Here is a 22,332-nt window from a genome sequence, read left to right as displayed (position 1 = left end):
TTGGTTCGGATACGCAGGAACGGCAGGACACATGACCGTGCAGCAGGGCTCGCCGGGCGACAGTGACACGCAGGACCTGGAGGTCTGGATCGACCAGGACCTCTGTACGGGGGACGGGATCTGCGTGCAGTACGCCCCCGATGTCTTCGAGCTGGACATCGACGGCCTGGCGTATGTGAAGAGCTCCGACGACGAGCTGCTCCAGGACCCGGGGGCGACCACTCCGGTGCCGCTGCCGCTTCTCCAGGACGTCGTCGATTCGGCCAAGGAGTGCCCCGGCGACTGCATCCATGTGCGGCGGGTCAAGGACAGCGTCGAGGTGTACGGGCCGGACGCCGAGTAGCCGTCCGGGAGCGCGAGCCTCCGGGACGCGCGGGCGGCGCTCAGACGCTGCGGGCGAGCTCCCCGGAGCTGCGGACGAAGGTCTTCCCCTGCCACCGCCAGGAGGCCTGTTCCTCCTGGTCGGGGCAGCAGCGGGGCACTTCCAGCGAGGAGTAGCCGAGGAGGGTCGCCGAGACGACTCCGTCGCGTACGGCGAAGTCCCCGACGGTCTTCTTGTCAGCGGGGTCCACCAGGGTCGCCACGACCCGGGGTGCGGCCCCGCTCGTCTGTGTCAGGACGTAGATGCCGCCGGGCGGGGTGCCCGATCCGGCGGCGCAGTGCACCACGGCGACGGTTTCCGGCCGCCCGTCGCCGTCGAGGTCCCCGGGGGCCTGCTTCGCGACGGTGGTCCCGGCGCCGCCGCACTCCAGCGGGAAGTCGACGCCGGCCGGGTCCGGGGCAGGCACGGGGGCGCCGTGCCGCGTGGTGGTCCGCTGCTCGGCGGCCGTGGCGGTCGCGGTGGCCGTACGGGGCTGGAGCAGCCCGGCCAGCGCGACGACGCCCGCCATCGCCGCGGCCGTGGCGAGCCAGTGCATCGGCTTGGCGGCGGTGTGGGCGAGGTCCGGGAGCGCGGAGGTCTGCACGCGGTATGTCTCCTGATGGTTCCTGGGAGCCCGGTGAAGGGGTGGGAACACCCCGAGGGGTTGCCCGGCATCGTGCCACACCTCACACCCGGGCGGAACGGCGGGGTCAACGAAAAGGCGCCGCCGCGCCGTTCCCCGGTCGGTCGGGGAACGGCGCGGCGGCGCCGGTGCGTTGTGCGGGTCAGCCGCGGTCGGCGGCGGAGCCTCCGCGGCTCTGGCTGCCCGGACCCTCGTAGTCCTCGCCGTAGGCGCCCTTGGAGGGGCGGCGGCGGCGCAGCGGCGGCTCGACGCCGTCCGCGAGGCGGCGGGCGGTGACCAGGAAGCCGGTGTGGCCGATCATCCGGTGGTCGGGGCGGACGGCGAGGCCCTCCACGTGCCAGTTGCGGATCATCGACTCCCAGGGCTGCGGTTCGGCGAAGCAGCCGATCTCGCGGATGGACTCGACGGTGCGCGAGAGCTGGGTGGTGGTGGCGACGTAGGCGCAGAGGATGCCGCCGGGCACCAGGGCCTTGGAGACGGCCTCCAGGCACTCCCAGGGGGCGAGCATGTCCAGCACGACGCGGTCGACGTCGGTGTCGGAGAGGTTGTCCTGGAGGTCTCCGACGGTCAGCTGCCAGGCGGGGTGCGGCGAGCCGAAGTAGCGCTCGACGTTCTGCTGGGCGATCTCGGCGAAGTCCTCGCGGCGCTCGTAGGAGTGCAGCATGCCCTGCTCGCCGATGGCGCGCAGCAGGAAGGTGGAGAGCGATCCGGATCCGACCCCGGCCTCCACGACGCGGGCGCCGGGGAAGATGTCGGCGAAGGCCAGGATCTGGCCCGCGTCCTTGGGGTAGACCACGGCGGCGCCGCGGGGCATGGACAGGACGTAGTCGGGGAGCAGGGGGCGCAGCGCGAGGTAGGCGACGTTTCCCGTGGTGCGGACAACACTGCCCTCGGGAGCACCGATCAGCTCGTCGTGCTGGAAAGAACCCTTGTGGGTGTGGAAGTTCTTTCCGGCTTCGAGCGTGAAGGTGTAGTGGCGTCCCTTGGGGTCGGTGAGCTGTACCTGGTCCCCGACCTTGAAGGGCCCACGTCGGCGGGCGGCACCGGTCGGTTCAGACATGTGACCAGCCTACCGGTGATTCCGGGGCCCTTTAGGACTCGGGGCGGGCCATGGCCTTGACGAAGGCGCGCTCCACGTCGGCGGTGGAGAGGACGCCGTAGATCTCGCCGGTCTCCTCGACGACCAGGTACTCGGTGGCGGGGGTGGCCTTGAGCCGGTCCAGGAGGGCTTCGCCGGCCAGTTCGGCGGGGACCTTCATGCCGTCGGTGAGGTCCTGGGCGAGGCCGCTGACGGCGACCCAGGGGCGGCGGTGCTCGGGGACGCCGACGATGGCGGCCTCGCGGACGACGCCCTTGGGGTTGCCCTGTCCGTCGACGACGACGAGGGCGCGGGCCCCGGCCTCGTTGGCCCGGCGCAGCGCTTCGGAGAGCGGGGTGGCGGACTCGACAGGGACGGCGCGGCGGGTCAGGGTGCGGGCCCTCAGGTCGGGCAGGTGCTCGCGGAGGCGGGCCATGCGCAGGCTGTTCCCGGCGCCGGTCCAGATGATGCCGGCGAGGATCGCGGCGAGCAGCGCGTCCATGACGGTCTCGACGCCGCCGATGTCCTGGGCGGTGCCGCCGAGGGCTCCGGTGTGGGTGAGGAGCGGCAGTCCGACGAGGACGGTGACGGCGAGGCCCCGGCCGACCCAGGCGGCGGCGATGGTGCCGCTCATGGGCTTGCCGGTGATCTTCCAGACGACGGCGCGGAGCATCCGGCCGCCGTCCAGGGGCAGCCCGGGCAGCAGGTTGAAGGCGGCCACGATGAGGTTGGAGATCATCAGGCCCGCGAGCAGGACGCCGGGGACGGTGCCGGGCTCGACGAGCTGCATCGCGCCGTAGAAGACGCCGCCGAGGACCAGGGACAGGAGCGGCCCGACGAAGGCGAGGACGAATTCGCGGCCGGGGGTCTCCGTCTCCTTCTCGATCTCCGAGACGCCGCCGAAGAACTGGAGCTGGATGCGGCGGACCGGGAGTTTGTAGCGCAGGGCGGCGACCGTGTGGGCCAGTTCGTGGACGAGTACGGAGGCGTAGAAGGCGATGGCGAAGAACAGGGCGACGAGATAGCGGGCGCCGCCCAGCTCGGGCAGCACCCGGTCGAGCTGGCCGCCGAAGACCCAGGTGATCAGCGCGGCGACGACGAACCAGCTGGGGGCGACGTAGACGGGCACACCGAAGGGGCGGCCCATGAGCAGGCCGCCGCCCGGCTCCGCGGGGCGTTTCGGCTTGCCGTTGTCCGGGTCGGTGCCGGGGGCCGTTCCCCCTGCGCCGGGCTGCGGCCGCCCGCTGTCGCCGCTGTCGTCCACGGGGTCCCTTCGGTTCGGTGCGTGGTCTGTGCCACGATCATGCAGTGTGCGAGGGTCTGCCGTCGATGGTATGCCGCTCGATGTCAGTGGCGGGCCGTAGGGTCTGGAGACATGACCTCCGTGCCGCGGCAGCCTCAGCCGCCTTCGTCCCTGTCGCCGTCGCGGGCGAGCGATTTCATGCAGTGCCCCTTGCTGTACCGCTTCCGGGTCATCGACAAGCTGCCGGAGAAGCCCAGCGAGGCTGCTACCCGCGGCACGCTGGTCCATGCGGTGCTGGAGCGCCTCTTCGACGTCCCGGCGGCCGACCGTACGGCGCCCCGGGCGCGGGCGCTGATTCCCGGCCAGTGGGACCGGCTGCTGGAGTCGAAGCCGGAGCTGGGCGAGCTGTTCGCCGGGGACGCGGAGGGTGAGCGGCTGACGCGCTGGCTGGGCGAGGCGGAGCGGCTGGTGGACCGGTGGTTCTCGCTGGAGGACCCGACGCGTCTGGAGCCGGCCGAGCGCGAGATGTTCGTCGAGACGGAGCTGGAGTCGGGGCTGCGGCTGCGCGGGGTGATCGACCGGGTGGACATCGCGCCGAGCGGCGAGGTCCGGATCGTCGACTACAAGACGGGGAAGGCGCCGCGGCCGGAGTATGCGGACGGGCCGCTGTTCCAGATGACGTTCTACGCGCTGGTGATCTGGCGGCTGAAGGGTGTGGTGCCGCGCCGCCTCCAGCTGGTCTATCTGGGCAGCGGGGACGTCATGACGTACGACCCGGTGGTGGCGGATCTGGAGCGGGTGGAGCGCAAGCTGCTGGCGCTGTGGGACGCGATCAGGCTGGCGACGGAGACCGGTGACTGGCGGCCCCGGCCGACGAAGCTGTGCGGCTGGTGCGACCACCAGGCGGTGTGTCCGGAATTCGGCGGGACTCCCCCGGTCTATCCGCTGTCGGTCCGCCCGGCGGGCCCGGGTGAGGATGGCCAGGGCAGAATGGGACCGGTCCGGGCCGAGGCCGGCCGAGCCGTGGCCCTTGAGGGCCCTTAAGGAGTTCCTGTGGCGATCCGCGTCCTTCTGGTCGACGACCAGCCTCTGCTGCGCACCGGTTTCCGGATGATCCTGGAGGCGGAAGGCGATCTGGCGGTGGTCGGCGAGGCCGGTGACGGTCTCCAGGCCATCGACCAGGTGCGGGCGCTCCAGCCCGATGTGGTGCTGATGGACATCCGGATGCCGCGGATGGACGGGGTGGAGGCGACCCGTCAGATCACCGGCCCCGGGAAGGACGGCCCGGCGAAGGTGCTGGTGCTGACCACCTTCGATCTCGACGAGTACGTGGTGGAGGCGCTGCGTGCGGGGGCGAGCGGCTTCCTGCTGAAGGACGCCCCGGCGGCCGAGCTGGTGCAGGCGATCCGGGTGGTGGCGGCGGGCGAGGCGATGCTCGCGCCGAGCATCACGCGCCGGCTGCTGGACAAGTACGCGGACCATCTGCCGTCCGGCGAGGAGCCGGTGCCGGACGCGCTGCACACGCTGACGGACCGTGAGGTCGAGGTGCTGAAGCTGGTGGCGCGGGGGCTGTCCAACGCGGAGATCGCGGCGGAGCTGTTCGTGAGCGAGACGACGGTCAAGACGCATGTGGGCCATGTGCTGACGAAGCTCGGCCTGCGCGACCGGGTGCAGGCCGCGGTGTACGCGTACGAGAGCGGGCTGGTGCGCCCCGGCGCGCAGTAGCGGCCCCGCGCTCCGGAAGAAGCCCGCGCGAACGCCGTCCGGCCCGCATCTCTCCTGTCGCGAGGAGGGCGCGGGCCGGACGGCGTTGTGCGGTCGGGGCTCAGGCGCTGTGCCGGTTGAGCTCCCAGAGCTGGAGTTCGGAGGTGGCGCTGACGGAGCGCTCGACACCGGCGATGCCATCGCGGGAGGCCACGTACTGCTTGCCCTGCCAGATCGGGAGCACCGGCACATCGTTGGCGACGATGTCCTGGAGCTTCTCGTAGGTGGCGGCCGCGGCGGTGCGGTCGGCCTCGCGGCGGGACTGCGGGATGAGGACCTTCTCCGCCTCGGGCGACCGGTAGGGCGAGTTGAGGAAGTTGTTGGCGTCCAGGAAGGGCGCGGTGTAGTTGTCCGGGTCCGGGAAGTCGGGGAACCAGCCCATGCCGTAGGCCGCGTAGTCGCCGCGCTTCTGCGCGGGGCGGTACTTCGACCACTCCTTGCCCTGGACGGAGACGTCGAAGAGGCCCGACTTGTTCAGCTGCTGCTGGATCGCCTTGAACTCGGCGGCGGTGGCGGGGCCGTAGTGGTCGTTGGTGTAGTGCAGGGTGAACTTCACCGGCGTCTTGATCCCGGCGTCGCGGAGGATCGCCGCGGCCTTGGCGGTGCTGGGCTCGCCGTACTTGTTGAAGAAGGCGTTGGTGTGCCCGGCGATGCTGGAGGGGATCAGCGAGTAGAGGGGTTCGGCGGTGGTGCCGTACACCTTGCCCGCGATCTGGCCCCGGTCGATGATCTGCGCCATGGCCTGCCGGACGGGCTTGTCGACCACGGGGTTCTTGGTGTCGAACCCGAGGTAGCTGATGGCCAGTCCGGGCAGTTCGGTGAGGCCGATGCCCTCCTTCGGCGCCACGAGCATGTCGTGGGCCTGCTCGGGCGACATCGCCCGGGTCATCAGGTGGATCTTCTTCTCCTCGAGCGCCTTGCCCATGGCGTCGGCGTCGGGGAAGAGGTCCATCTCGACCTTGTCGTTGAGGACCTTCAGCTCACCCTTGTACGAGGGGTTCTTCTTGAAGGCGATCTTGACGACGCGGCCGTCCTCGACCTGCGGCTTCATGGTGTACGGGCCGGAGCCGTCGACCTGGAAGCCGGTGCGGGCCGCCTTCGCCGGGTACTGCGCCTTCGGGACGATGCCGGCGGCGGGGGTGGCGAGCTTGTACGGGAAGGTCGCGTCGGGCGTGTTCAGGTGGAAGATCACCTGGTCCTCGCCCTTGGTCTCGATCATGTCGATGTTGGCGAGCAGACCGACCGGTCCGCTGTCCGAGTCGATGTCGATGACGCGCTGGATGGAGTGCTTCACGTCCTCGGCGGTGACGGGCGTCCCGTCGGCGAAGGTGAGGCCCGCCCGCAGGGTGCAGCGGTAGCTCTCGTTCGCGGTGTCGGTGAAGGCGCAGCTGCGGGCGGCCTCGGGCACGGGCTCGCCGCCGCCGTTGGGCACCGTGGTCAGGGTCTGCACGGTCTGCCGCAGGACGTTCCAGACGCCCGCTTCGTAGCCGATGGCCGGGTCGAGCGGCGCGGGGTTCTCCTTGGAGGCCACGAGCTGGTCCGTGGTGCCGACGACGATGGCTCCGTTGCCACCGGCGCCGCTGTCCGTGCTGCCGCAGGCGGCGAGCACGGGGGCGAGCAGGCCGACGACGGCCGGCAGCACCAGGGTCTTGCGGTTCATCTGGACGTTCTCCCTCATCCCGGCAGGTGAGGAATCCAAGTTAGTAGCCGTGGGTGGGCCCTCCGACCGCCTGGCGAGCGGTTCACGCTCCCCCGGCCCCCAACGAGGCGGACATACGATCACCATTCCGGACAGCCCACCCGTTTCGGCGGGGCGCGGGAGACCCCTGAGTGAGCAAGGTCACCCGTCCGACCTCTTCACAGAAACACCCTGTGGCTGATTTGCATCCACGGAACGTTGCCGGAACGCACACGGAGGGGAGCGGAAAATCCGCAATTCGTTCACAAGTTCGCGCTCGGGCCGCTCAGCCGGTGCCGCTGGAGCCGGTGATCAGCCCGCGCAGAAAGGCGAGGTCGACCTCTTCGAGGGAGCCGACGACCACGCGCCCGGCGGCCGGGGCGATGGGCGCGACGGACGGCACGGCGACCACCCGGCAGCCTGCGGCCTCGGCGGCGGCCACACCGGTCGCGGTGTCCTCGATGACCGCGCAGCGCCAGGGGTCGGCGCCGAAGCCCGCGGCGGCGGTGAGATAGGGCTCGGGGTGGGGCTTGGTCCGGGCGACCTCGTCCCCGGCGACCGTGAGGGCGAAGTGGTGCCGGCCCACGGATTCCAGCACCCGGTCGATGATCCGGCGGTGGGAGGCCGAGACGAGCGCGGTGGGCACCTCGTACACGGCCAGCTCGGCGAGCAGCCGCTCGGCCCCCGGCATCAGCGGCACACCCCGGCTGATGCGGTTCTCGAATCCGTCGTTGAGCAGCACGGTCAGCTCGTCCAGCCGGATGTCGGCGCCGGTGGCGTCGATGAGGTAGCCGGCGCTGCGGGTCATCGGACCGCCGACGACCACGTCCCGCCAGGACTCGTCCAGGCGGTGTCCGAGGCCGGCGAAGACCTCCTTCTCGACGTCCCACCAGAAACCCTCGGTGTCGACCAGGGTTCCGTCCATGTCGAGAAGGACCGCCTGCAAGGCGGCCTCTTCGGCCGTGCGGGTCAAGGACGCGGGGACCGTACTGGTCATCCGGCACACCTTCCGTAAGGGACGAGAAGGCCGGCCGCCATTCCCGGAAATGGGAGGGCGACCGGCCTGCACTGGACCGACCAGTGTACGACGTGCCGCCCCGCGGTGCGCGGCAGGCGCGTGAGCGCGGGGCGAACTCGGTGCTACCGGGCGTTGAAGTACTTCGCCTCGGGGTGGTGGATGACGATGGCGTCGGTGGACTGCTCCGGGTGGAGCTGGAACTCCTCGGAGAGGTGCACGCCGATCCGCTCCGGCTGGAGCAGGTCGGCGATCTTGGCCCGGTCCTCCAGGTCCGGGCACGCCCCGTAACCGAGCGAGAACCGCGCGCCGCGGTACTTCAGCGCGAACATGTCCTCGACGTCCTCCGGGTCCTCCCCGCCGAAGCCCAGCTCGCTGCGGACCCGGGCGTGCCAGTACTCCGCGAGGGCCTCCGCGAGCTGGACGGAGAGGCCGTGCAGCTCCAGGTAGTCGCGGTAGGAGTTGGCGGCGAACAGCTCGGCGGTGGCCTCGCCGATCCGGGAGCCGACGGTGACGATCTGGAGGCCGATGACATCGGTCTCGCCGGACTCCTCCGGGCGGAAGAAGTCCGCGAGGCAGAGGCGGCGGCCGCGGCGCTGGCGCGGGAAGGTGAAGCGGGTGCGCTCGGAGCCGTCCTCGTGGAGGAGGATCAGGTCCTCGCCCTTGGAGACGCAGGGGAAGTAGCCGTAGACGACGGCGGCTTCCAGGAGGTTGTTGGACTGGAGGTGGTCGAGCCAGCCGCGCAGATGCGGGCGTCCCTCGGTCTCCACCAGCTCCTCGTACGTCGGTCCGTCACCGGTCCGGTTCTGCTTGAGGCCCCACTGGCCCTTGAACAGGGCGCCCTCGTCGAGCCAGGAGGCGTACTCCTTGAGCGGGATGCCCTTGATGACCCGGGTGCCGCGGAAGGGCGGCTCGGGGATGGGGTTGGTGGTGGAGACGTCCGAGCGCACCGAGCCCTCGGGCTCCTCGACCTCCAGCACGGGGACGTCCTTCTTCGGGACCCGGCGCTGCTTCAGCTCGGGCAGGGCCGCGCCCGGCACCCCGCGCTTGACGCCGATGAGCGCGTCCATGAGGCGCAGGCCCTCGAAGGCGTCGCGGGCGTAGCGCACCTCGCCCTCGTAGATCTCGTGCAGGTCCTGCTCGACGTAGGCCCGGGTCAGCGCGGCGCCGCCGAGGATGACCGGGAAGTCGGCGGCCATCTTGCGCTGGTTGAGCTCCTGGAGGTTCTCCTTCATGATCACGGTGGACTTGACCAGGAGACCGGACATGCCGATGACGTCGGCGCGGTGCTCCTCGGCGGCTTCCAGGATCGCGGAGACGGGCTGCTTGATGCCGAGGTTGACGACGTTGTAGCCGTTGTTGGAGAGGATGATGTCGACGAGGTTCTTGCCGATGTCGTGGACGTCGCCGCGGACGGTGGCGAGCACGATGGTGCCCTTGCCCTCGTCGTCGGACTTCTCCATGTGCGGCTCCAGGTGGGCCACCGCGCTCTTCATGACCTCGGCGGACTGGAGGACGAACGGAAGCTGCATCTGGCCGGAGCCGAACAGCTCGCCGACGACCTTCATGCCCTCCAGGAGGGTGTTGTTGACGATGTCCAGGGCCGGGGTGGTCTGAAGGGCCTCGTCGAGGTCGGCCTCCAGGCCGTTCTTCTCGCCGTCGATGATGCGGCGCTGGAGGCGCTCGTCCAGCGGGAGGGCCATCAGCTCCTCGGCCTTGCCCGCCTTCATCGACTTCATGTTGACGCCCTCGAACAGCTCCATGAGCCTCTGGAGGGGGTCGTAGCCCTCGGCGCGGCGGTCGTAGATCAGGTCGAGGGCGACCTTGACCTGCTCCTCCTCCAGCCGGGCGATCGGCAGGATCTTCGAGGCGTGCACGATCGCGGAGTCCAGGCCCGCCTTGACGCACTCGTCGAGGAAGACGGAGTTCAGCACGACGCGGGCGGCCGGGTTGAGGCCGAAGGAGATGTTGGAGAGGCCCAGCGTGGTCTGGACGTCCGGGTGACGCTTCTTCAGCTCGCGGATGGCACCGATGGTGGCGATGCCGTCGCCGCGGGACTCCTCCTGGCCGGTGCAGATGGTGAAGGTCAGGGTGTCGATGAGGATGTCGGACTCGCGGATGCCCCAGTTGGTGGTGAGGTCCTCGATCAGCCGCTCCGCGATGGCGACCTTGTGCTCGATCGTGCGGGCCTGGCCCTCCTCGTCGATCGTCAGCGCGATCAGGGCGGCGCCGTGCTCGGCGGCCAGGGCGCTGACCTGCGCGAAGCGGGACTCGGGGCCGTCGCCGTCCTCGTAGTTGACGGAGTTCAGCACGGCCCGGCCGCCCAGCTGTTCCAGGCCGGCGCGCAGGACGTCCAGCTCGGTGGAGTCCAGCACGATCGGCAGGGTGGAGGCGGTGGCGAAGCGGCCGGCCAGCTCGGTCATGTCGGCGACGCCGTCGCGGCCCACGTAGTCGACGCAGAGGTCGAGCATGTGCGCGCCCTCGCGGATCTGGTCGCGGGCCATCTCCACGCAGTCGTCCCAGCGGGCCTCCAGCATGGCCTCGCGGAACTTCTTGGAGCCGTTGGCGTTGGTGCGCTCCCCGATGGCCAGGTAGGCGGTGTCCTGCCGGAAGGGGATGTGCTGGTAGAGGGAGGCGGCGCCGGGCTCGGGGCGCGGGTCGCGCTCGGTCGGCGTCAGCTCGCGGGCGCGGTCGACGACGGCCTTCATGTGCGCCGGGGTCGTACCGCAGCAGCCGCCGATCAGGGAGAGGCCGTAGTCCCGGACGAAGTGTTCCTGGGAGTCGGCGAGACCGTCGGGGCCGAGCGGGAAGTGCGCGCCGTCCTTGGTGAGGACGGGCAGGCCGGCGTTGGGCATGCACATCAGGGGCGTACGGGAGTGGCGGGCGAGGTAGCGCAGGTGCTCGCTCATCTCGTCCGGGCCGGTCGAGCAGTTCAGCCCGATCAGGTCGATGCCGAGCGGCTCCAGGGCGGTCAGGGCCGCGCCGATCTCGGAGCCGAGGAGCATGACGCCCGTGGTCTCGAAGGCGAGGGAGCAGATCAGCGGCACCTGGAGGCCGAGGGCGTCCATGGCGCGGCGGGCGCCGATGATGCTGGCCTTGGTCTGGAGGAGGTCCTGGGTGGTCTCGACGATCAGCGCGTCGGAGCCGCCCGCGAGAAGGCCTTCGGCGTTCTGCTGGTAGCCGTCGCGGAGGATGTCGTACGTGGTGTGGCCGAGCGAGGGCAGCTTGGTGCCGGGGCCGATCGAGCCGAGGACCCAGCGCTGACGGCCGTCCTTGGCGCCGAACTCGTCGGCGACCTCGCGGGCGATCCGGGCGCCGGACTCGGAAAGCTCGTAGATCCGGTCGGCGATCTCGTACTCGTTGGCGGCGGAGTGGTTGGCGCCGAAGGTGTTGGTCTCGACGCAGTCGACGCCGACGGCGAAGTACTCCTCGTGGACGGAGCGCACGATGTCGGGCCGGGTGATGTTGAGGATCTCGTTGCAGCCTTCGAGGTTCTCGAAGTCCTCCAGCGTGGGGTCCTGCGCCTGGAGCATGGTGCCCATCGCCCCGTCGGCCACCACCACGCGGGTGGCGAGTGCCTCTCGGAGTGCTTCTGCGCGGTTCCGGCTGTCGGCGGCGGATGTCGGCAACGAGGCCATGGATGATCTCCCAGGGATGCGACGGCTGTCGGCTTTGCGTCCTTCTTGGGGAAGGCGCACCTCGCCAGCCTAGCCCGAGGGTGCCCGGGTCCGTAGGGGCGTCCACGGGACGGAACGCGTACGGCCTGCATGCTGTGCCGGGTGCGACACGTGCGGCCGCGTGGCGGAGACTTTCCCCCGGAGTCCGGCGCAGGTCGGCATCGACCGATAGTGTTCAGCATTGTCGAACCGAGGTGGAGGAGTACGGCGCGATGGCCAAGAACATCCAGTCGCTGGAGCGGGCGGCCGCGATGCTGCGTCTGCTGGCGGGCGGCGAGCGCCGGCTCGGGCTCTCCGACATCGCCTCCTCCCTGGGGCTGGCCAAGGGCACCGCGCACGGCATCCTGCGCACCCTTCAGCTGGAGGGCTTCGTCGAGCAGGACGCGGCGTCGGGCCGCTACCAGCTGGGCGCGGAGCTGCTGCGGCTCGGCAACAGCTATCTGGACGTCCACGAGCTGCGGGCGCGCGCCCTGGTCTGGACGGACGACCTGGCCCGCTCCAGCGGCGAGAGCGTCCACCTCGGGGTGCTGCACCAGCACGGCGTGCTGATCGTCCACCACGTCTTCCGGCCCGACGACAGCCGCCAGGTGCTGGAGGTCGGGGCGATGCAGCCGCTGCACTCCACGGCGCTGGGCAAGGTTCTCTCCGCGTACGACCCGGTGGCCCACAGCGAGGTCATGGAGGCGGAGCGCCGCTCCTTCACCGGGCGCACCGTCACCGAGGCCGACGCGTTCGAGTCGATGCTCGACCTGATCCGGGCCCAGGGCTGGGCGGCCGACGCCGAGGAGACCTGGGAGGGCGTCGCCGCCGTGGCCGCCCCCGTGCACGACCGGCGCAGGATGCCGGTGGGCGCGGTCGCCGTGACCGGGGCGGTGGAGCGCGTGGCCCCGGGCGGCACGCTGCGCCCCGAGCTGATCGCGGCCGTACGGGACTGCGCCCGGGCGGTCTCCCGGGATCTGGGCGCCGGCCGCTTCTGACGGCCGCACGGCCCGCACCCTCCGCCCGGCGTTCAGCGCCGGGCGCATCCGTTGCGCCCGCGCCCGGCCACGCCCGGCGCATCCCGGGCCCGCGCCCGGCCACGCCCCGACGCACCCGGCACCGGCCGGTAACGATCCCGTCGCGCACCGAGTCGTGGACCACAGAACCCTTGACGCTGCGTTCACTCGGGGGAAACACTGCCGTTCAACGGTCGGCATTGTCGAACGCCTAACGGCAATACGCGTTAGGGTGTGACAGTGCCAAGGGCCGGTCAAGCCCTTACAGATGGGCTGCCCACGCTTCGTGGATACCCATCTGGGGCGCGGAACACCGGCAGGACCGGTGTTCCGTCTCCCCTGGACGAAGGACAAAGGAGTCGCGGGTGTCCAGCTCCGACATTTTCATCGGCGAGACCATAGGTACCGCCGTACTCATCCTGCTCGGCGGCGGTGTCTGTGCCGCCGTCACGCTGAAGAGCTCGAAGGCCCGGAACGCGGGCTGGCTGGCCATCACCTTCGGGTGGGGCTTCGCCGTGCTGACCGGCGCCTACCTGGCCGGCGGCGTCTCGGGCGCCCATCTCAACCCCGCGGTCACGATCGGCCTCGCCATCGAGGGCGGCACGGAGTGGGGCGACGTGCCCCTCTACCTCGGTTCGCAGCTGCTCGGCGCGATGATCGGCGCCCTGCTGGTCTGGGCGGTCTACTACGGCCAGTTCCACGCCCACCTGACCGACCCGGAGATCGTCGGCACCAAGTCCACCGACGAGGGCATGGTCGACCAGACCGCCGCCCCGAAGGCGGGCCCGGTGCTCGGGATCTTCTCCACCGGACCCGAGATCCGCAACGGCGTGCAGAACGTCATCACCGAGATCATCGCCACCGTGGTGCTGGTCCTGGCGATCCTGACCCAGGGCCTCAACAACGAGGGCAACGGCCTCGGCGTGCTCGGCGCGCTGATCACCGCCCTGGTCGTCGTCGGCATCGGCCTCTCGCTCGGCGGCCCGACCGGCTACGCCATCAACCCGGTCCGCGACCTCGGTCCGCGCATCGTGCACTCCCTGCTGCCGCTGCCGAACAAGGGTGGTTCGGACTGGGGCTACGCGTGGGTACCCATCGTGGGTCCGCTCGTCGGCGGCGCACTCGCCGGCGGGCTCTACAACCTCGCCTTCGCCTAGCCACCCCTTCACCACTTCACAGACTTCCGGGAGCACACCGTGACCGACGCACACACCACCGGCACCCATGGCACCGGGCCGTTCATCGCGGCCATCGACCAGGGCACCACCTCCAGCCGCTGCATCGTCTTCGACAAGGACGGCCGGATCGTCTCCGTCGACCAGAAGGAGCACGAGCAGATCTTCCCGAAGCCGGGCTGGGTCGAGCACGACGCGACCGAGATCTGGGAGAACGTCCAGGAGGTCGTCGCCGGGGCCATCGTCAAAGCCGGCATCACCTCCGCCGACGTCAAGGCGATCGGCATCACCAACCAGCGCGAGACCACCCTGCTGTGGGACAAGAACACCGGTGAGCCGGTGCACAACGCGCTGGTCTGGCAGGACACGCGCACCGACGCGCTCTGCAAGGAGCTCGGCCGCAACGTGGGCCAGGACCGGTTCCGCCGCGAGACCGGGCTGCCGCTCGCCTCGTACTTCGCGGGCCCCAAGGTCCGCTGGCTGCTCGACAACGTCGAGGGGCTGCGCGAGCGCGCCGAGCGCGGCGACATCCTCTTCGGCACCATGGACTCCTGGGTCATCTGGAACCTGACCGGCGGCACCGACGGCGGTGTCCACGTCACCGACGTCACCAACGCCTCGCGCACCCTCCTGATGAACCTGCACACGATGGCCTGGGACGAGAAGATCCTCGCCTCCATCGGCATCCCGGCCGCGGTCCTCCCCGAGATCCGCTCCTCCGCCGAGGTCTACGGCAACGCCAAGGGCGGCATCCTGGACGGCGTCCCGGTCGCCTCCGCGCTCGGCGACCAGCAGGCGGCCCTGTTCGGCCAGACCTGTTTCGCCGAGGGCGAGGCCAAGTCCACGTACGGCACCGGCACCTTCATGCTGATGAACACCGGTGGCACCCCCGTGAACTCGTACAACGGGCTGCTCACCACCGTCGGCTACCGGATCGGCGACGAACCCCCGGTGTACGCGCTGGAGGGTTCCATCGCGGTCACCGGTTCGCTGGTGCAGTGGATGCGCGACCAGATGGGCCTGATCAAGTCGGCCGCCGAGATCGAGACGCTGGCCTCCTCGGTCGAGGACAACGGCGGCGCGTACTTCGTGCCCGCCTTCTCCGGACTGTTCGCCCCCTACTGGCGTCCCGACGCCCGGGGTGTCATCGCCGGTCTCACCCGCTACGTCACCAAGGCGCACATCGCCCGTGCCGTCCTGGAGGCCACCGCCTGGCAGACCCGCGAGATCAGCGACGCCATGACGAAGGACTCCGGCGTCGAGCTGACCGCGCTCAAGGTCGACGGCGGCATGACGTCCAACAACCTGCTGATGCAGACGCTCGCCGACTTCCTGGACGCGCCCGTGGTGCGCCCCATGGTCGCCGAGACCACCTGCCTCGGCGCCGCCTACGCCGCCGGTCTCGCCGTCGGCTTCTGGCCGGACACCGACGCGCTGCGCGCCAACTGGCGCCGGGCCGCCGAGTGGACCCCCCGCATGGACGCGGACACCCGTGCCCGCGAGTACAAGAGCTGGCTCAAGGCCGTCGAACGGACCATGGGCTGGATCGAGGACGAAGAAAGCTGACGAGGAGCATTCCATGACCACCCTGCAAAGCGTTCCCGCCCTCGGAACGCACCCGGCCTCCGGCTCGCTGCCGAGCCGCGCCGAGACCCGGGACCAGCTGTCCCGGGCCACGTACGACCTCCTGGTCATCGGCGGCGGCATCCTGGGCATCTCCACCGCCTGGCATGCCGCGCAGTCCGGGCTGCGGGTGGCTCTGGTGGACGCCGGCGACTTCGCCGGCGCCACCTCCTCCGCCTCCTCCAAGCTCCTCCACGGCGGTCTGCGCTACCTCCAGACCGGCGCGGTGAAGCTGGTCGCGGAGAACCACTTCGAGCGGCGCGCGGTCTCCCGCGAGGTGGCCCCGCACCTGGCCAACCCGCTCACCTTCTACCTGCCCGTCTACAAGGGCGGCCCGCACGGCGCGGCCAAGCTCGGCGCGGGCGTCTTCGCCTACTCCGCGCTCTCCGCGTTCGGCGACGGCGTCGGCCATGTCATCTCCCCGGCCAAGGCCCAGCGCGACGTCCCCGAGCTGCGTACCGACGATCTGAAGGCGGTCGCGGTCTACCGCGACGACCAGATGAACGACGCCCGCATGGCGCTGATGACGGTCCGCGCGGCCGTCGACGCGGGCGCGGTCGTCCTCAACCACGCGGCGGTCACCGGGCTGCGCTTCACCCGGGGCCGGGTCACCGGCGCTGAGCTGAAGGACAGCACCGACGGCACCGAGTTCGGCGTCGACGCCCGTCTCGTCCTGAACGCCACCGGTCCCTGGGTCGACCACCTGCGGAAGATGGAGGACCCGAACGCGGCCCCCTCCATCCGCCTCTCCAAGGGCGCCCACCTGGTCCTCAAGCGGACCCGGCCGTGGCGGGCGGCGCTGGCCACCCCGATCGACAAGTACCGCATCACGTTCGCGCTGCCGTGGGAGGACATGCTGCTCCTCGGCACGACGGACGAGGAGTACGAGGGCGACCCGGCGGACGTCTCGGTGACCGAGGCGGACACCGCGCAGATCCTCGACGAGGCGGCGTTCTCGATCAAGGACCAGCAGCTCTCGCGCGACCTGATCACGTACTCCTTCGCGGGTCTGCGCGTCCTGCCCGGCGGCCCGGGCGACACCTCCAAGGCCAAGCGCGAGACGGTCGTCACCGAGGGCCGCGGCGGGATGCTGTCGGTCGCGGGCGGCAAGTGGACGACCTTCCGCCACATCGGCCGTACGGTGATGAACAAGCTGGCCGCCCTGCCCGGGCACCCGCTGGCCGAGGACATGGAGCCGATGAACCGGCTGCCGCGGAAGCTGCCGCTGCCCGGTATCGCCAACCCGAACGCGGTCGCCCACCGGCTGCTGATCGACGGCCCGGCCCCCGGCCCGCGCATGGCCCCGGACACCGCCCGCCACCTGGCCACGCACTACGGCTCGCTCGCCTTCGACATCGCCCGGCTGGCGAACGAGAACCCGGAGCTGGCCGAGCGCGTCCACCCGGACGCCCCGGAGATCTGGGCCCAGGTCGCCTACGCCCGGGACCACGAGTGGGCCGAGACGGCGGACGACGTGCTGCGCCGCCGGACCACGCTGACGATCCGGGGCCTGGCGACGGACGAGGTCCGCGAGGGCGTCGAGAAGCTGCTGGCCGACCGGGACTGATCCACCGACCCACCCCCCACGGGTACGCGGACGGGGGCGGCTTCCTCGCGGGAGCCGCCCCCGTTCCCGTACCCGCAGGGCACCGGGCGGGTGCCACACTCCCGCCATACGCGTGCAACGTGCCGCGGGGACAGTGGAGTTCATGCGATTCTCCGTGCTCTCCCTGATCGGTCACGATCCGCACCCGCTGACCGGTGACCTGCCCTCCGCCGCCGACCGGTTCGAGGAAGTGATCGACACGGCCTCGGTGGCGGAGCGGCTCGGCTTCGACGCCTACTCCGTCGGCGAACGGCACGCGGGCGCCTTCCTCTCCTCCAGCCCGAACGTGGTGCTGGGCGCCATCGCGGCCCGGACGAGCACCATCCGGCTGCTCACCGGCGTGACCGTCGTCGCGATCCTCGACCCGGTCCGGGTGGCGGAGGACTTCGCGACGCTCGACCAGATCTCCCGGGGCCGGGTGGAACTGGTCGTCGGCAAGGGCGCGGAGGCGGGCCACTTCGATCTGTTCGGCCTGGAGGAGGAGCGGCAGTGGGACCTCCAGAAGGAGAAGTACGAGCTGCTGCGCCGGCTCTGGACCGAGGAAGGCGTCGACTGGGAGGGCGAGTTCCGGCCGCCGCTGAAGAACGTGACGACCGTGCCACGCCCGTACGACGGTCTCCCCCGGATCTGGCACGGCTCGGCGACCAGCCTCAACTCCCCCGAGCTGGCGGCGAAACACGGCGATCCGCTGTTCACCGCGAACGCCATCCAGCCCCGTGAGGCGTACGCGAGGCTCATCGCCCACTACCGGGAGCGGTTCGAGGCCTACGGGCACGATCCGGCGGACGCGAAGGTCGCGGCGGGATCCGGCGGGCTGCTCATCGCGGACAGCTCGCAGGCGGCCGTGGCGCAGTACAAGGAGCTGTACGAGGCGCGGGTGCGGCAGACGTTCAAGCCGCATCTGGCGGGCAAGGCCGGCTACAACACCCCGTTCCGCACGATCGAGGAGGCGATCGAGGGCGGCCCGCAGCTGATCGGCAGTCCGCAGCAGATCATCGACAAGATCCTGGGCTGGCACGAGGTCTACCGCCACGACCTCCAGTCGATCACCGTGGACGGCTTCGGGCTGAGCAGGCCCGAGCAGTTGGAGACGCTCCAGCGGTTCGCGGAGGAGATCGCCCCGGTCGTGCGACGGGAGGCGCCGTCCTCGCTGCGGGACTGATCGAACAGTGTTCACCCGGCCGTGCAAGAGGGCTGCGGCCGGGGGCCCGGGAAGCCGTAAGGTTGCTCCGTACGTATGGAGACATCGGAAGGAGGCCCGGGTGATCGAGCTCGAGTCGGTGCCCGAGCTGGTCGACCCGGTCATGGTGGCCGCGTTCGAAGGCTGGAACGACGCCGGGGACGCCGCCTCCACAGCGGTCGGTCATCTGGACCGGGAGTGGAAGGGCGAGGTGTTCGCGGCGCTGGACGCCGAGGACTACTACGACTTCCAGGTCAACCGGCCCACGGTGTGGCTGGACGGCAACACGCGGAAGATCACCTGGCCGACGACGCGCCTGTCCGTGGTGCGGGTCGGCGGCGACAAGCCCCGCGACCTGGTTCTGGTGCGCGGGATCGAACCGTCGATGCGCTGGCGGTCGTTCTGCAACGAGATCCTCGGCTTCGCCCATGAGCTGGGCGTCGAAATGGTCGTCATCCTGGGCGCGTTGCTCGGCGACACCCCGCACACCCGGCCGGTGCCGGTGAGCGGGGTCACCTCCGACGCGGACCTGGCGCGGACGATGGATCTGGAGGAGACGCGGTACGAGGGCCCCACGGGCATCGTCGGGGTCCTCCAGGAGGCGTGCACGCATGCCGGGGTGCCCGCGGTCAGCCTGTGGGCGGCGGTCCCGCACTATGTGTCGCAGCCGCCGAACCCGAAGGCGACCCTGGCCCTGCTCAACCGTCTTGAGGATCTGATCGGGCTGCGCATCCCGCTGGGCGAACTGCCCGAGGACGCGCGGGCCTGGCAGCTCGGCGTGGACCAGCTGGCCTCGGAGGACAGCGAGGTCGCGGAGTACGTGCAGACGCTGGAGGAGGCGCGGGACACCGCGGAGCTGCCCGAGGCGTCCGGCGAGGCCATCGCCCGCGAGTTCGAGCGGTATCTGCGGCGGCGGGACGGCGGCCCCGGGCAGGGGCCGGGCGGCCACGCCACGGAGACCGGGGACGTCTCCTATCTGCGCGACCCCTCCAGCGGCCGCACCCGCCCGCCGAAGCCGCCGCGCGGGAAGGCCTCCGATGACAAGGGCACCAAGGGCTCCGACGGCGATGAAGGCACCGACGGCAGCCGTCCCGAGGAGGACGGCGAGGGCTAGGGTCTATGGCCAACAGCGGTGCGCCGCACGGGAGTTGATCCCGTGCGGCGCCCCTGTCCCATCGGTCCCGCGTACGGCTCAGGCGCAGTGGAACTTCGCCGCCGCCCAGTCGCCGTGGTCCCCCGTCTTGGACCCGTTGGTGTCGGTGACCTTCAGCCGCACCTGGCGTACGCCGTCGAGCTTCACGTCCACCGGCACGGTCGCCGAGGCGCCGGTCAGCTTCGGTGAGGTCCACAGCACCTTGCCGTCGCCCTCCACGGAGAACGCGACCTCTCCGTAGCCGTCGATCTCGTCGTCGATGCCGACGTCGGCCGTGAACGCGGTGCACCGGCCGCCGAGATGGAGGGCGATGTCGGAGTCGGCGTGGGTGCCGATCCCCTTCTCGTACGTCTTCCCCGCGAGCGTCAGCGTGTTCCCGTCGTCGGCACCCGACTCCCCGTTGGAGCGGTCGCGTTCGGCGGGGCCGTAGCCGTTGGTCTCGGAGAGCCAGACGAGATCGCTCGCCCAGGCCTCGCCCTCGGGTGCCGGTGGCAGTACGGAGACGGCGAGCCGCTGCTGACTCGTGCGGGCCTCGCCGGCGGCCCGGTAGCGGGCCAGCGCCGTCAGCCGGGTCTCGCGGACCTCGGCGTCCTTCGCCGGGGTCAGCGCCACCTCGACGCGTCGGGTGGCGCCCGCCGGGATGCGGCCCGGGACCTTCGCGGTGGCGGTCTGCCAGCCCTCGGGGACCTGGAGGGAGACGGTGGTGTCGGTGAGGGCGGTGCTGCCCGCGGTCACGTCGACCTGGACCGTGCCGGGCGTGCCCGCTCCGGCCTCCTGGCCCGTGGGGGCGGTGAGGGCGGCGGCCGCCGAGGCCTTCTTGCCGCCGACCGCGCTGGTGTCCAGCAGCTTCACCGTGAACTTCTTCGCGGTGCTCAGGGGCGCGGTCTTCACGTGCACCACGCCGCCCCGGTCGTCGCGGTCGTACCACCAGCCCTGGCGGGCCTGGTCGTACGCGGCCTTCGAGGTCAGCTCGGGCAGCGTCCGGTCCAGCTGCACCGCGCGCGGCTCGGAGCCGGTGTGGACGGTGAACTCGTAGGGGCGGGTGGTCTGTTTGCCGGTGAAGCTGCCCCGGCTCTCGTTGATGGTGACGGAGACGTCGCCCGCGCCGTGCTTCGGGGCCCGGACGTCGGCGCGCTGGGTGGCGTACTTCCCGTCGCGGTGCCGGCGGGTGACGCCGTCGTCCTCGTACAGGGTGAAGGAGGTATTCCCCTGCGGGTAGACGTCCCAGGCCAGCGGGGAGTCGGCGGTGCGGTCGCGGTACGAGCGGATGCCCGGCCACATCGGGACGGCCGCGCCCGCCTTCACGAAGAGCGGCAGGGTGTCGAGCGGGGCGCTGTAGGAGTCGATGGTGGTGGGGCCCTCGTAGGTGCGGCCGCTCCAGTAGTCGATCCAGGTGCCCTTGGGGAGGTAGATGTCCTTGCGCTCGGTGGTGTCCTGGTAGACGGGCGCCACGAGGAAGTGCTCGCCGGAGAGGAACTCGTACTTCGCGGCCTCCGTCGACGCCTTCGGGTCGTCGGGGTATTCGAGGACCAGCGGGCGGACCATGCCGACCCCGGTCTTGGTGGCCTCGTGGGCGTAGCTGTACTGGTAGGGCAGCAGCGACTCCTTGAGCTTGAGGTAGTCGCGGTTGACCGAGGTGTACGGCTCGCCGTGGCGGAAGGGCTGCTTGTCCATGGCGGCCCAGCCGTCCATGGTCATCGTGGTGCCGAGGAACATCTTCCACTGGAGGTCGCGGGTGTACGTCTTGGCGCTGCCGCCGAAGATCCCGTCGACGTCACCGGTGGTGTAGGCGAGTCCGGACATGGTGGCGCCCGCGTAGGTGGGGATCTGCCAGCGGATGTACTCCCAGGTGCCGGACTGGTCGCCGGACCACTGGACTCCGCAGCGCTGTGCGCCCGCCCAGCTCTCGGGGGCCCAGGTGAAGCCTCGGGCATCACTGTGGTCCTCGATGCCCTGGTAGGCGTCCTTGCAGGCGTCGAGGGCGAACTTGTAGCCGGGGCCGACCCAGGCGACGTCCAGCTTGGCGACCCGCTGGCCGGCCTTGACCTGGGCTTCGAGGTTCTCGATGCCGTCCTCGGTCCACAGGCCCAGCTCCATGTTGCGGTCCTTCAGCCCCTGGGCGGTCTCCTCCAGGTCCTCGTAACCGCAGCCGTAGCCGTCGTTGACGAGCATCCAGCCGTTGGGCATGTCGTTCTCGACGTATCCGTCCGCGACCTTCAGCGAGTCCAGGGTGCGGCGCTCGCCCCGGTTGGCGTTGTGGAGGTAGCAGTCGGCGTCGCCGATCTCCATGCCGTAGACGGGCGGCAGGAACGGCTTGCCGGTGAGGTCGGTGTACTGCCCGATGACGTCCTTGGCGGCGTCGGACCCCTGGCCCGCGAAGTAGTAGGCGTCGAAGCGCTGTTCCTTCGCACTGGTCGTCACCGGGTCGGTGAACGCGTAGGTGTTGGGGGCGTAGGTGTTGCGGAAGACGCCGTAACCGGCCGAGGAGAGGTAGAACGGCACGGAGTTGGGGTGGCCGCCGTCGTCCCAGTTGTAGTCGACGGCGACCTCGACGGTCTTGTCGCGGTGGGAGGTGTTGCCGCGGCCGTTCTGCATCCCGGCCCCGTAGAACTGCTCACCGGCGCCCCGGGCCAGCGTCTGGACGGTCTTCTCGCCGGTCCAGCTCAGGCCCTTGGTCTCGGACCAGATCCGGCTGCCGTCCGCCCGGTGCAGGGCGAAGCGCAGCGGCTTCTTGTAGGCCCGCAGGGTGACCTCGCCCGTCGACAGCTCGTAGCGGTCGCCGCGCTCCTTCCAGCGGGTGCGGGGCGGCTCGCCCTGCGGGAGGACGATGTCGTCGCCGGTGGGGTCGGTGAACTTCCCGTCCGGGGCCAGCTCGATGCGGAAGGTCTCCTCCGAGACGAAGCTGACCCGGGCCTCTGCCTGCCCGGCGGTCAGCCGGTAGACCGCCCCGTCCGCGCGGAAGCCGGTCACGTCCCCGACGGTGGTGGTCTCCGTGCTCTCCGGCGGGGCCTCGTCGGCGTGGGCCCCGCCGGGTCCCGTGAGGACCGCGAACAGTCCGAGCAGTGCAGCAACCGCCGCCGCTCTCATGCGCGTCGATGTTTGCATAGAGAGCTTTTAGCGCAACTTCGAGCACATGGCCAT

At 70.8% G+C, this 22,332-nt stretch carries 16 protein-coding genes; 9 read left to right on the top strand and 7 right to left on the bottom strand.

Features of this window, described 5'->3' with window-relative positions:
• The first annotated feature begins 31 nt into the window (after positions 1–31).
• Complete coding sequence (locus A3Q37_RS14470) at positions 32–343, top strand: ferredoxin (protein ID WP_065483772.1); 312 nt, start codon at positions 32–34, stop codon at positions 341–343.
• A 40-nt stretch (positions 344–383) separates the two neighbouring features.
• On the opposite strand, the gene A3Q37_RS14465 is transcribed toward A3Q37_RS14470, so the two are convergent.
• From A3Q37_RS14465 to A3Q37_RS14455, 3 genes are all read right to left on the bottom strand, one after another.
• Positions 384–965, bottom strand: a complete 582-nt coding sequence (locus A3Q37_RS14465) for a hypothetical protein (protein WP_065483769.1) — start codon at positions 963–965, stop codon at positions 384–386.
• Between the two features lie 181 nt (positions 966–1,146).
• Positions 1,147–2,064: a tRNA (adenine-N1)-methyltransferase gene (locus A3Q37_RS14460; RefSeq protein ID WP_006123386.1), complete on the bottom strand. Its 918-nt coding sequence runs from the start codon at positions 2,062–2,064 to the stop codon at positions 1,147–1,149.
• A 31-nt stretch (positions 2,065–2,095) separates the two neighbouring features.
• Positions 2,096–3,346 (bottom strand): site-2 protease family protein, encoded by a 1,251-nt coding sequence (locus A3Q37_RS14455; protein WP_065483766.1) that lies wholly within the window; start codon positions 3,344–3,346, stop codon positions 2,096–2,098.
• Between the two features lie 177 nt (positions 3,347–3,523).
• Here A3Q37_RS14455 and A3Q37_RS14450 point away from each other — a divergent pair, with 177 nt between their 5' ends.
• Together A3Q37_RS14450 and A3Q37_RS14445 are read left to right on the top strand one after the other, a co-directional pair.
• The gene (locus A3Q37_RS14450; protein WP_065483763.1) at positions 3,524–4,369 is read left to right on the top strand and encodes a PD-(D/E)XK nuclease family protein; all 846 of its coding nucleotides are present in this window, start codon (positions 3,524–3,526) and stop codon (positions 4,367–4,369) included.
• A 9-nt stretch (positions 4,370–4,378) separates the two neighbouring features.
• Positions 4,379–5,050 (top strand): response regulator transcription factor, encoded by a 672-nt coding sequence (locus A3Q37_RS14445; RefSeq protein ID WP_006123389.1) that lies wholly within the window; start codon positions 4,379–4,381, stop codon positions 5,048–5,050.
• A gap of 100 nt (positions 5,051–5,150) precedes the next feature.
• On the opposite strand, the gene A3Q37_RS14440 is transcribed toward A3Q37_RS14445, so the two are convergent.
• The 3 genes from A3Q37_RS14440 to metH form a co-directional block, all read right to left on the bottom strand.
• A complete protein-coding gene (locus A3Q37_RS14440; RefSeq protein WP_065483759.1) occupies positions 5,151–6,749 on the bottom strand; it encodes an ABC transporter substrate-binding protein in 1,599 nt (532 codons plus the stop codon).
• A 304-nt stretch (positions 6,750–7,053) separates the two neighbouring features.
• Positions 7,054–7,764 (bottom strand): HAD family phosphatase, encoded by a 711-nt coding sequence (locus tag A3Q37_RS14435; protein WP_065483756.1) that lies wholly within the window; start codon positions 7,762–7,764, stop codon positions 7,054–7,056.
• Positions 7,765–7,907: 143 nt separating this feature from the next.
• Positions 7,908–11,420, bottom strand: a complete 3,513-nt coding sequence (gene metH, locus A3Q37_RS14430; RefSeq protein ID WP_065483753.1) for a methionine synthase — start codon at positions 11,418–11,420, stop codon at positions 7,908–7,910.
• 251 nt (positions 11,421–11,671) lie between these two features.
• On the opposite strand from metH, the gene A3Q37_RS14425 reads away from it, so the two are divergent.
• The 6 genes from A3Q37_RS14425 (at position 11,672) to A3Q37_RS14400 (ending at position 19,152) form a co-directional block, all read left to right on the top strand.
• On the top strand, positions 11,672–12,436 hold the full coding sequence (locus tag A3Q37_RS14425) for an IclR family transcriptional regulator (protein ID WP_006123393.1): 765 nt from the start codon (positions 11,672–11,674) through the stop codon (positions 12,434–12,436).
• Positions 12,437–12,819: 383 nt separating this feature from the next.
• The gene (locus A3Q37_RS14420) at positions 12,820–13,611 is read left to right on the top strand and encodes an MIP/aquaporin family protein (RefSeq protein ID WP_065483750.1); all 792 of its coding nucleotides are present in this window, start codon (positions 12,820–12,822) and stop codon (positions 13,609–13,611) included.
• 39 nt (positions 13,612–13,650) lie between these two features.
• Complete coding sequence (gene glpK / locus A3Q37_RS14415; protein ID WP_065483747.1) at positions 13,651–15,195, top strand: glycerol kinase GlpK; 1,545 nt, start codon at positions 13,651–13,653, stop codon at positions 15,193–15,195.
• Positions 15,196–15,208: 13 nt separating this feature from the next.
• Positions 15,209–16,819 (top strand): glycerol-3-phosphate dehydrogenase/oxidase, encoded by a 1,611-nt coding sequence (locus A3Q37_RS14410; RefSeq protein WP_065483744.1) that lies wholly within the window; start codon positions 15,209–15,211, stop codon positions 16,817–16,819.
• A gap of 142 nt (positions 16,820–16,961) precedes the next feature.
• A complete protein-coding gene (locus A3Q37_RS14405) occupies positions 16,962–18,020 on the top strand; it encodes an LLM class flavin-dependent oxidoreductase (protein ID WP_065484148.1) in 1,059 nt (352 codons plus the stop codon).
• Between the two features lie 100 nt (positions 18,021–18,120).
• Positions 18,121–19,152, top strand: coding sequence for a PAC2 family protein (locus A3Q37_RS14400; protein WP_065483741.1), 1,032 nt, complete (start codon positions 18,121–18,123; stop codon positions 19,150–19,152).
• A 78-nt stretch (positions 19,153–19,230) separates the two neighbouring features.
• Here A3Q37_RS14400 and A3Q37_RS14395 read toward each other — a convergent pair whose 3' ends face one another.
• Positions 19,231–22,296: an NPCBM/NEW2 domain-containing protein gene (locus A3Q37_RS14395; RefSeq protein WP_065483738.1), complete on the bottom strand. Its 3,066-nt coding sequence runs from the start codon at positions 22,294–22,296 to the stop codon at positions 19,231–19,233.
• Positions 22,297–22,332 lie beyond the last annotated feature (36 nt).

Source organism: Streptomyces sp. PTY087I2, assembly GCF_001687325.1.
Taxonomy (GTDB): Bacteria; Actinomycetota; Actinomycetes; order Streptomycetales; family Streptomycetaceae; genus Streptomyces.
Note: the sequence above shows the minus strand (reverse complement) of the source record. Positions and strands in the feature narration are given on the sequence as shown.

What these genes read in the sequence shown, in the direction of transcription:
- A3Q37_RS14470 (WP_065483772.1), top strand. Translation starts at nt 32, where the DNA reads ATGACCGTGCAGCAGGGCTCGCCGGGCGACAGTGACACGCAGGACCTG.
- A3Q37_RS14460 (WP_006123386.1), bottom strand. Translation starts at nt 2,064, where the DNA reads ATGTCTGAACCGACCGGTGCCGCCCGCCGACGTGGGCCCTTCAAGGTC.
- A3Q37_RS14450 (WP_065483763.1), top strand. Translation starts at nt 3,524, where the DNA reads ATGCAGTGCCCCTTGCTGTACCGCTTCCGGGTCATCGACAAGCTGCCG.
- A3Q37_RS14440 (WP_065483759.1), bottom strand. Translation starts at nt 6,749, where the DNA reads ATGAACCGCAAGACCCTGGTGCTGCCGGCCGTCGTCGGCCTGCTCGCC.
- A3Q37_RS14435 (WP_065483756.1), bottom strand. Translation starts at nt 7,764, where the DNA reads ATGACCAGTACGGTCCCCGCGTCCTTGACCCGCACGGCCGAAGAGGCC.
- metH (WP_065483753.1), bottom strand. Translation starts at nt 11,420, where the DNA reads ATGGCCTCGTTGCCGACATCCGCCGCCGACAGCCGGAACCGCGCAGAA.
- A3Q37_RS14425 (WP_006123393.1), top strand. Translation starts at nt 11,672, where the DNA reads ATGGCCAAGAACATCCAGTCGCTGGAGCGGGCGGCCGCGATGCTGCGT.
- A3Q37_RS14410 (WP_065483744.1), top strand. Translation starts at nt 15,209, where the DNA reads ATGACCACCCTGCAAAGCGTTCCCGCCCTCGGAACGCACCCGGCCTCC.
- A3Q37_RS14405 (WP_065484148.1), top strand. Translation starts at nt 16,962, where the DNA reads ATGCGATTCTCCGTGCTCTCCCTGATCGGTCACGATCCGCACCCGCTG.
- A3Q37_RS14395 (WP_065483738.1), bottom strand. Translation starts at nt 22,296, where the DNA reads ATGCAAACATCGACGCGCATGAGAGCGGCGGCGGTTGCTGCACTGCTC.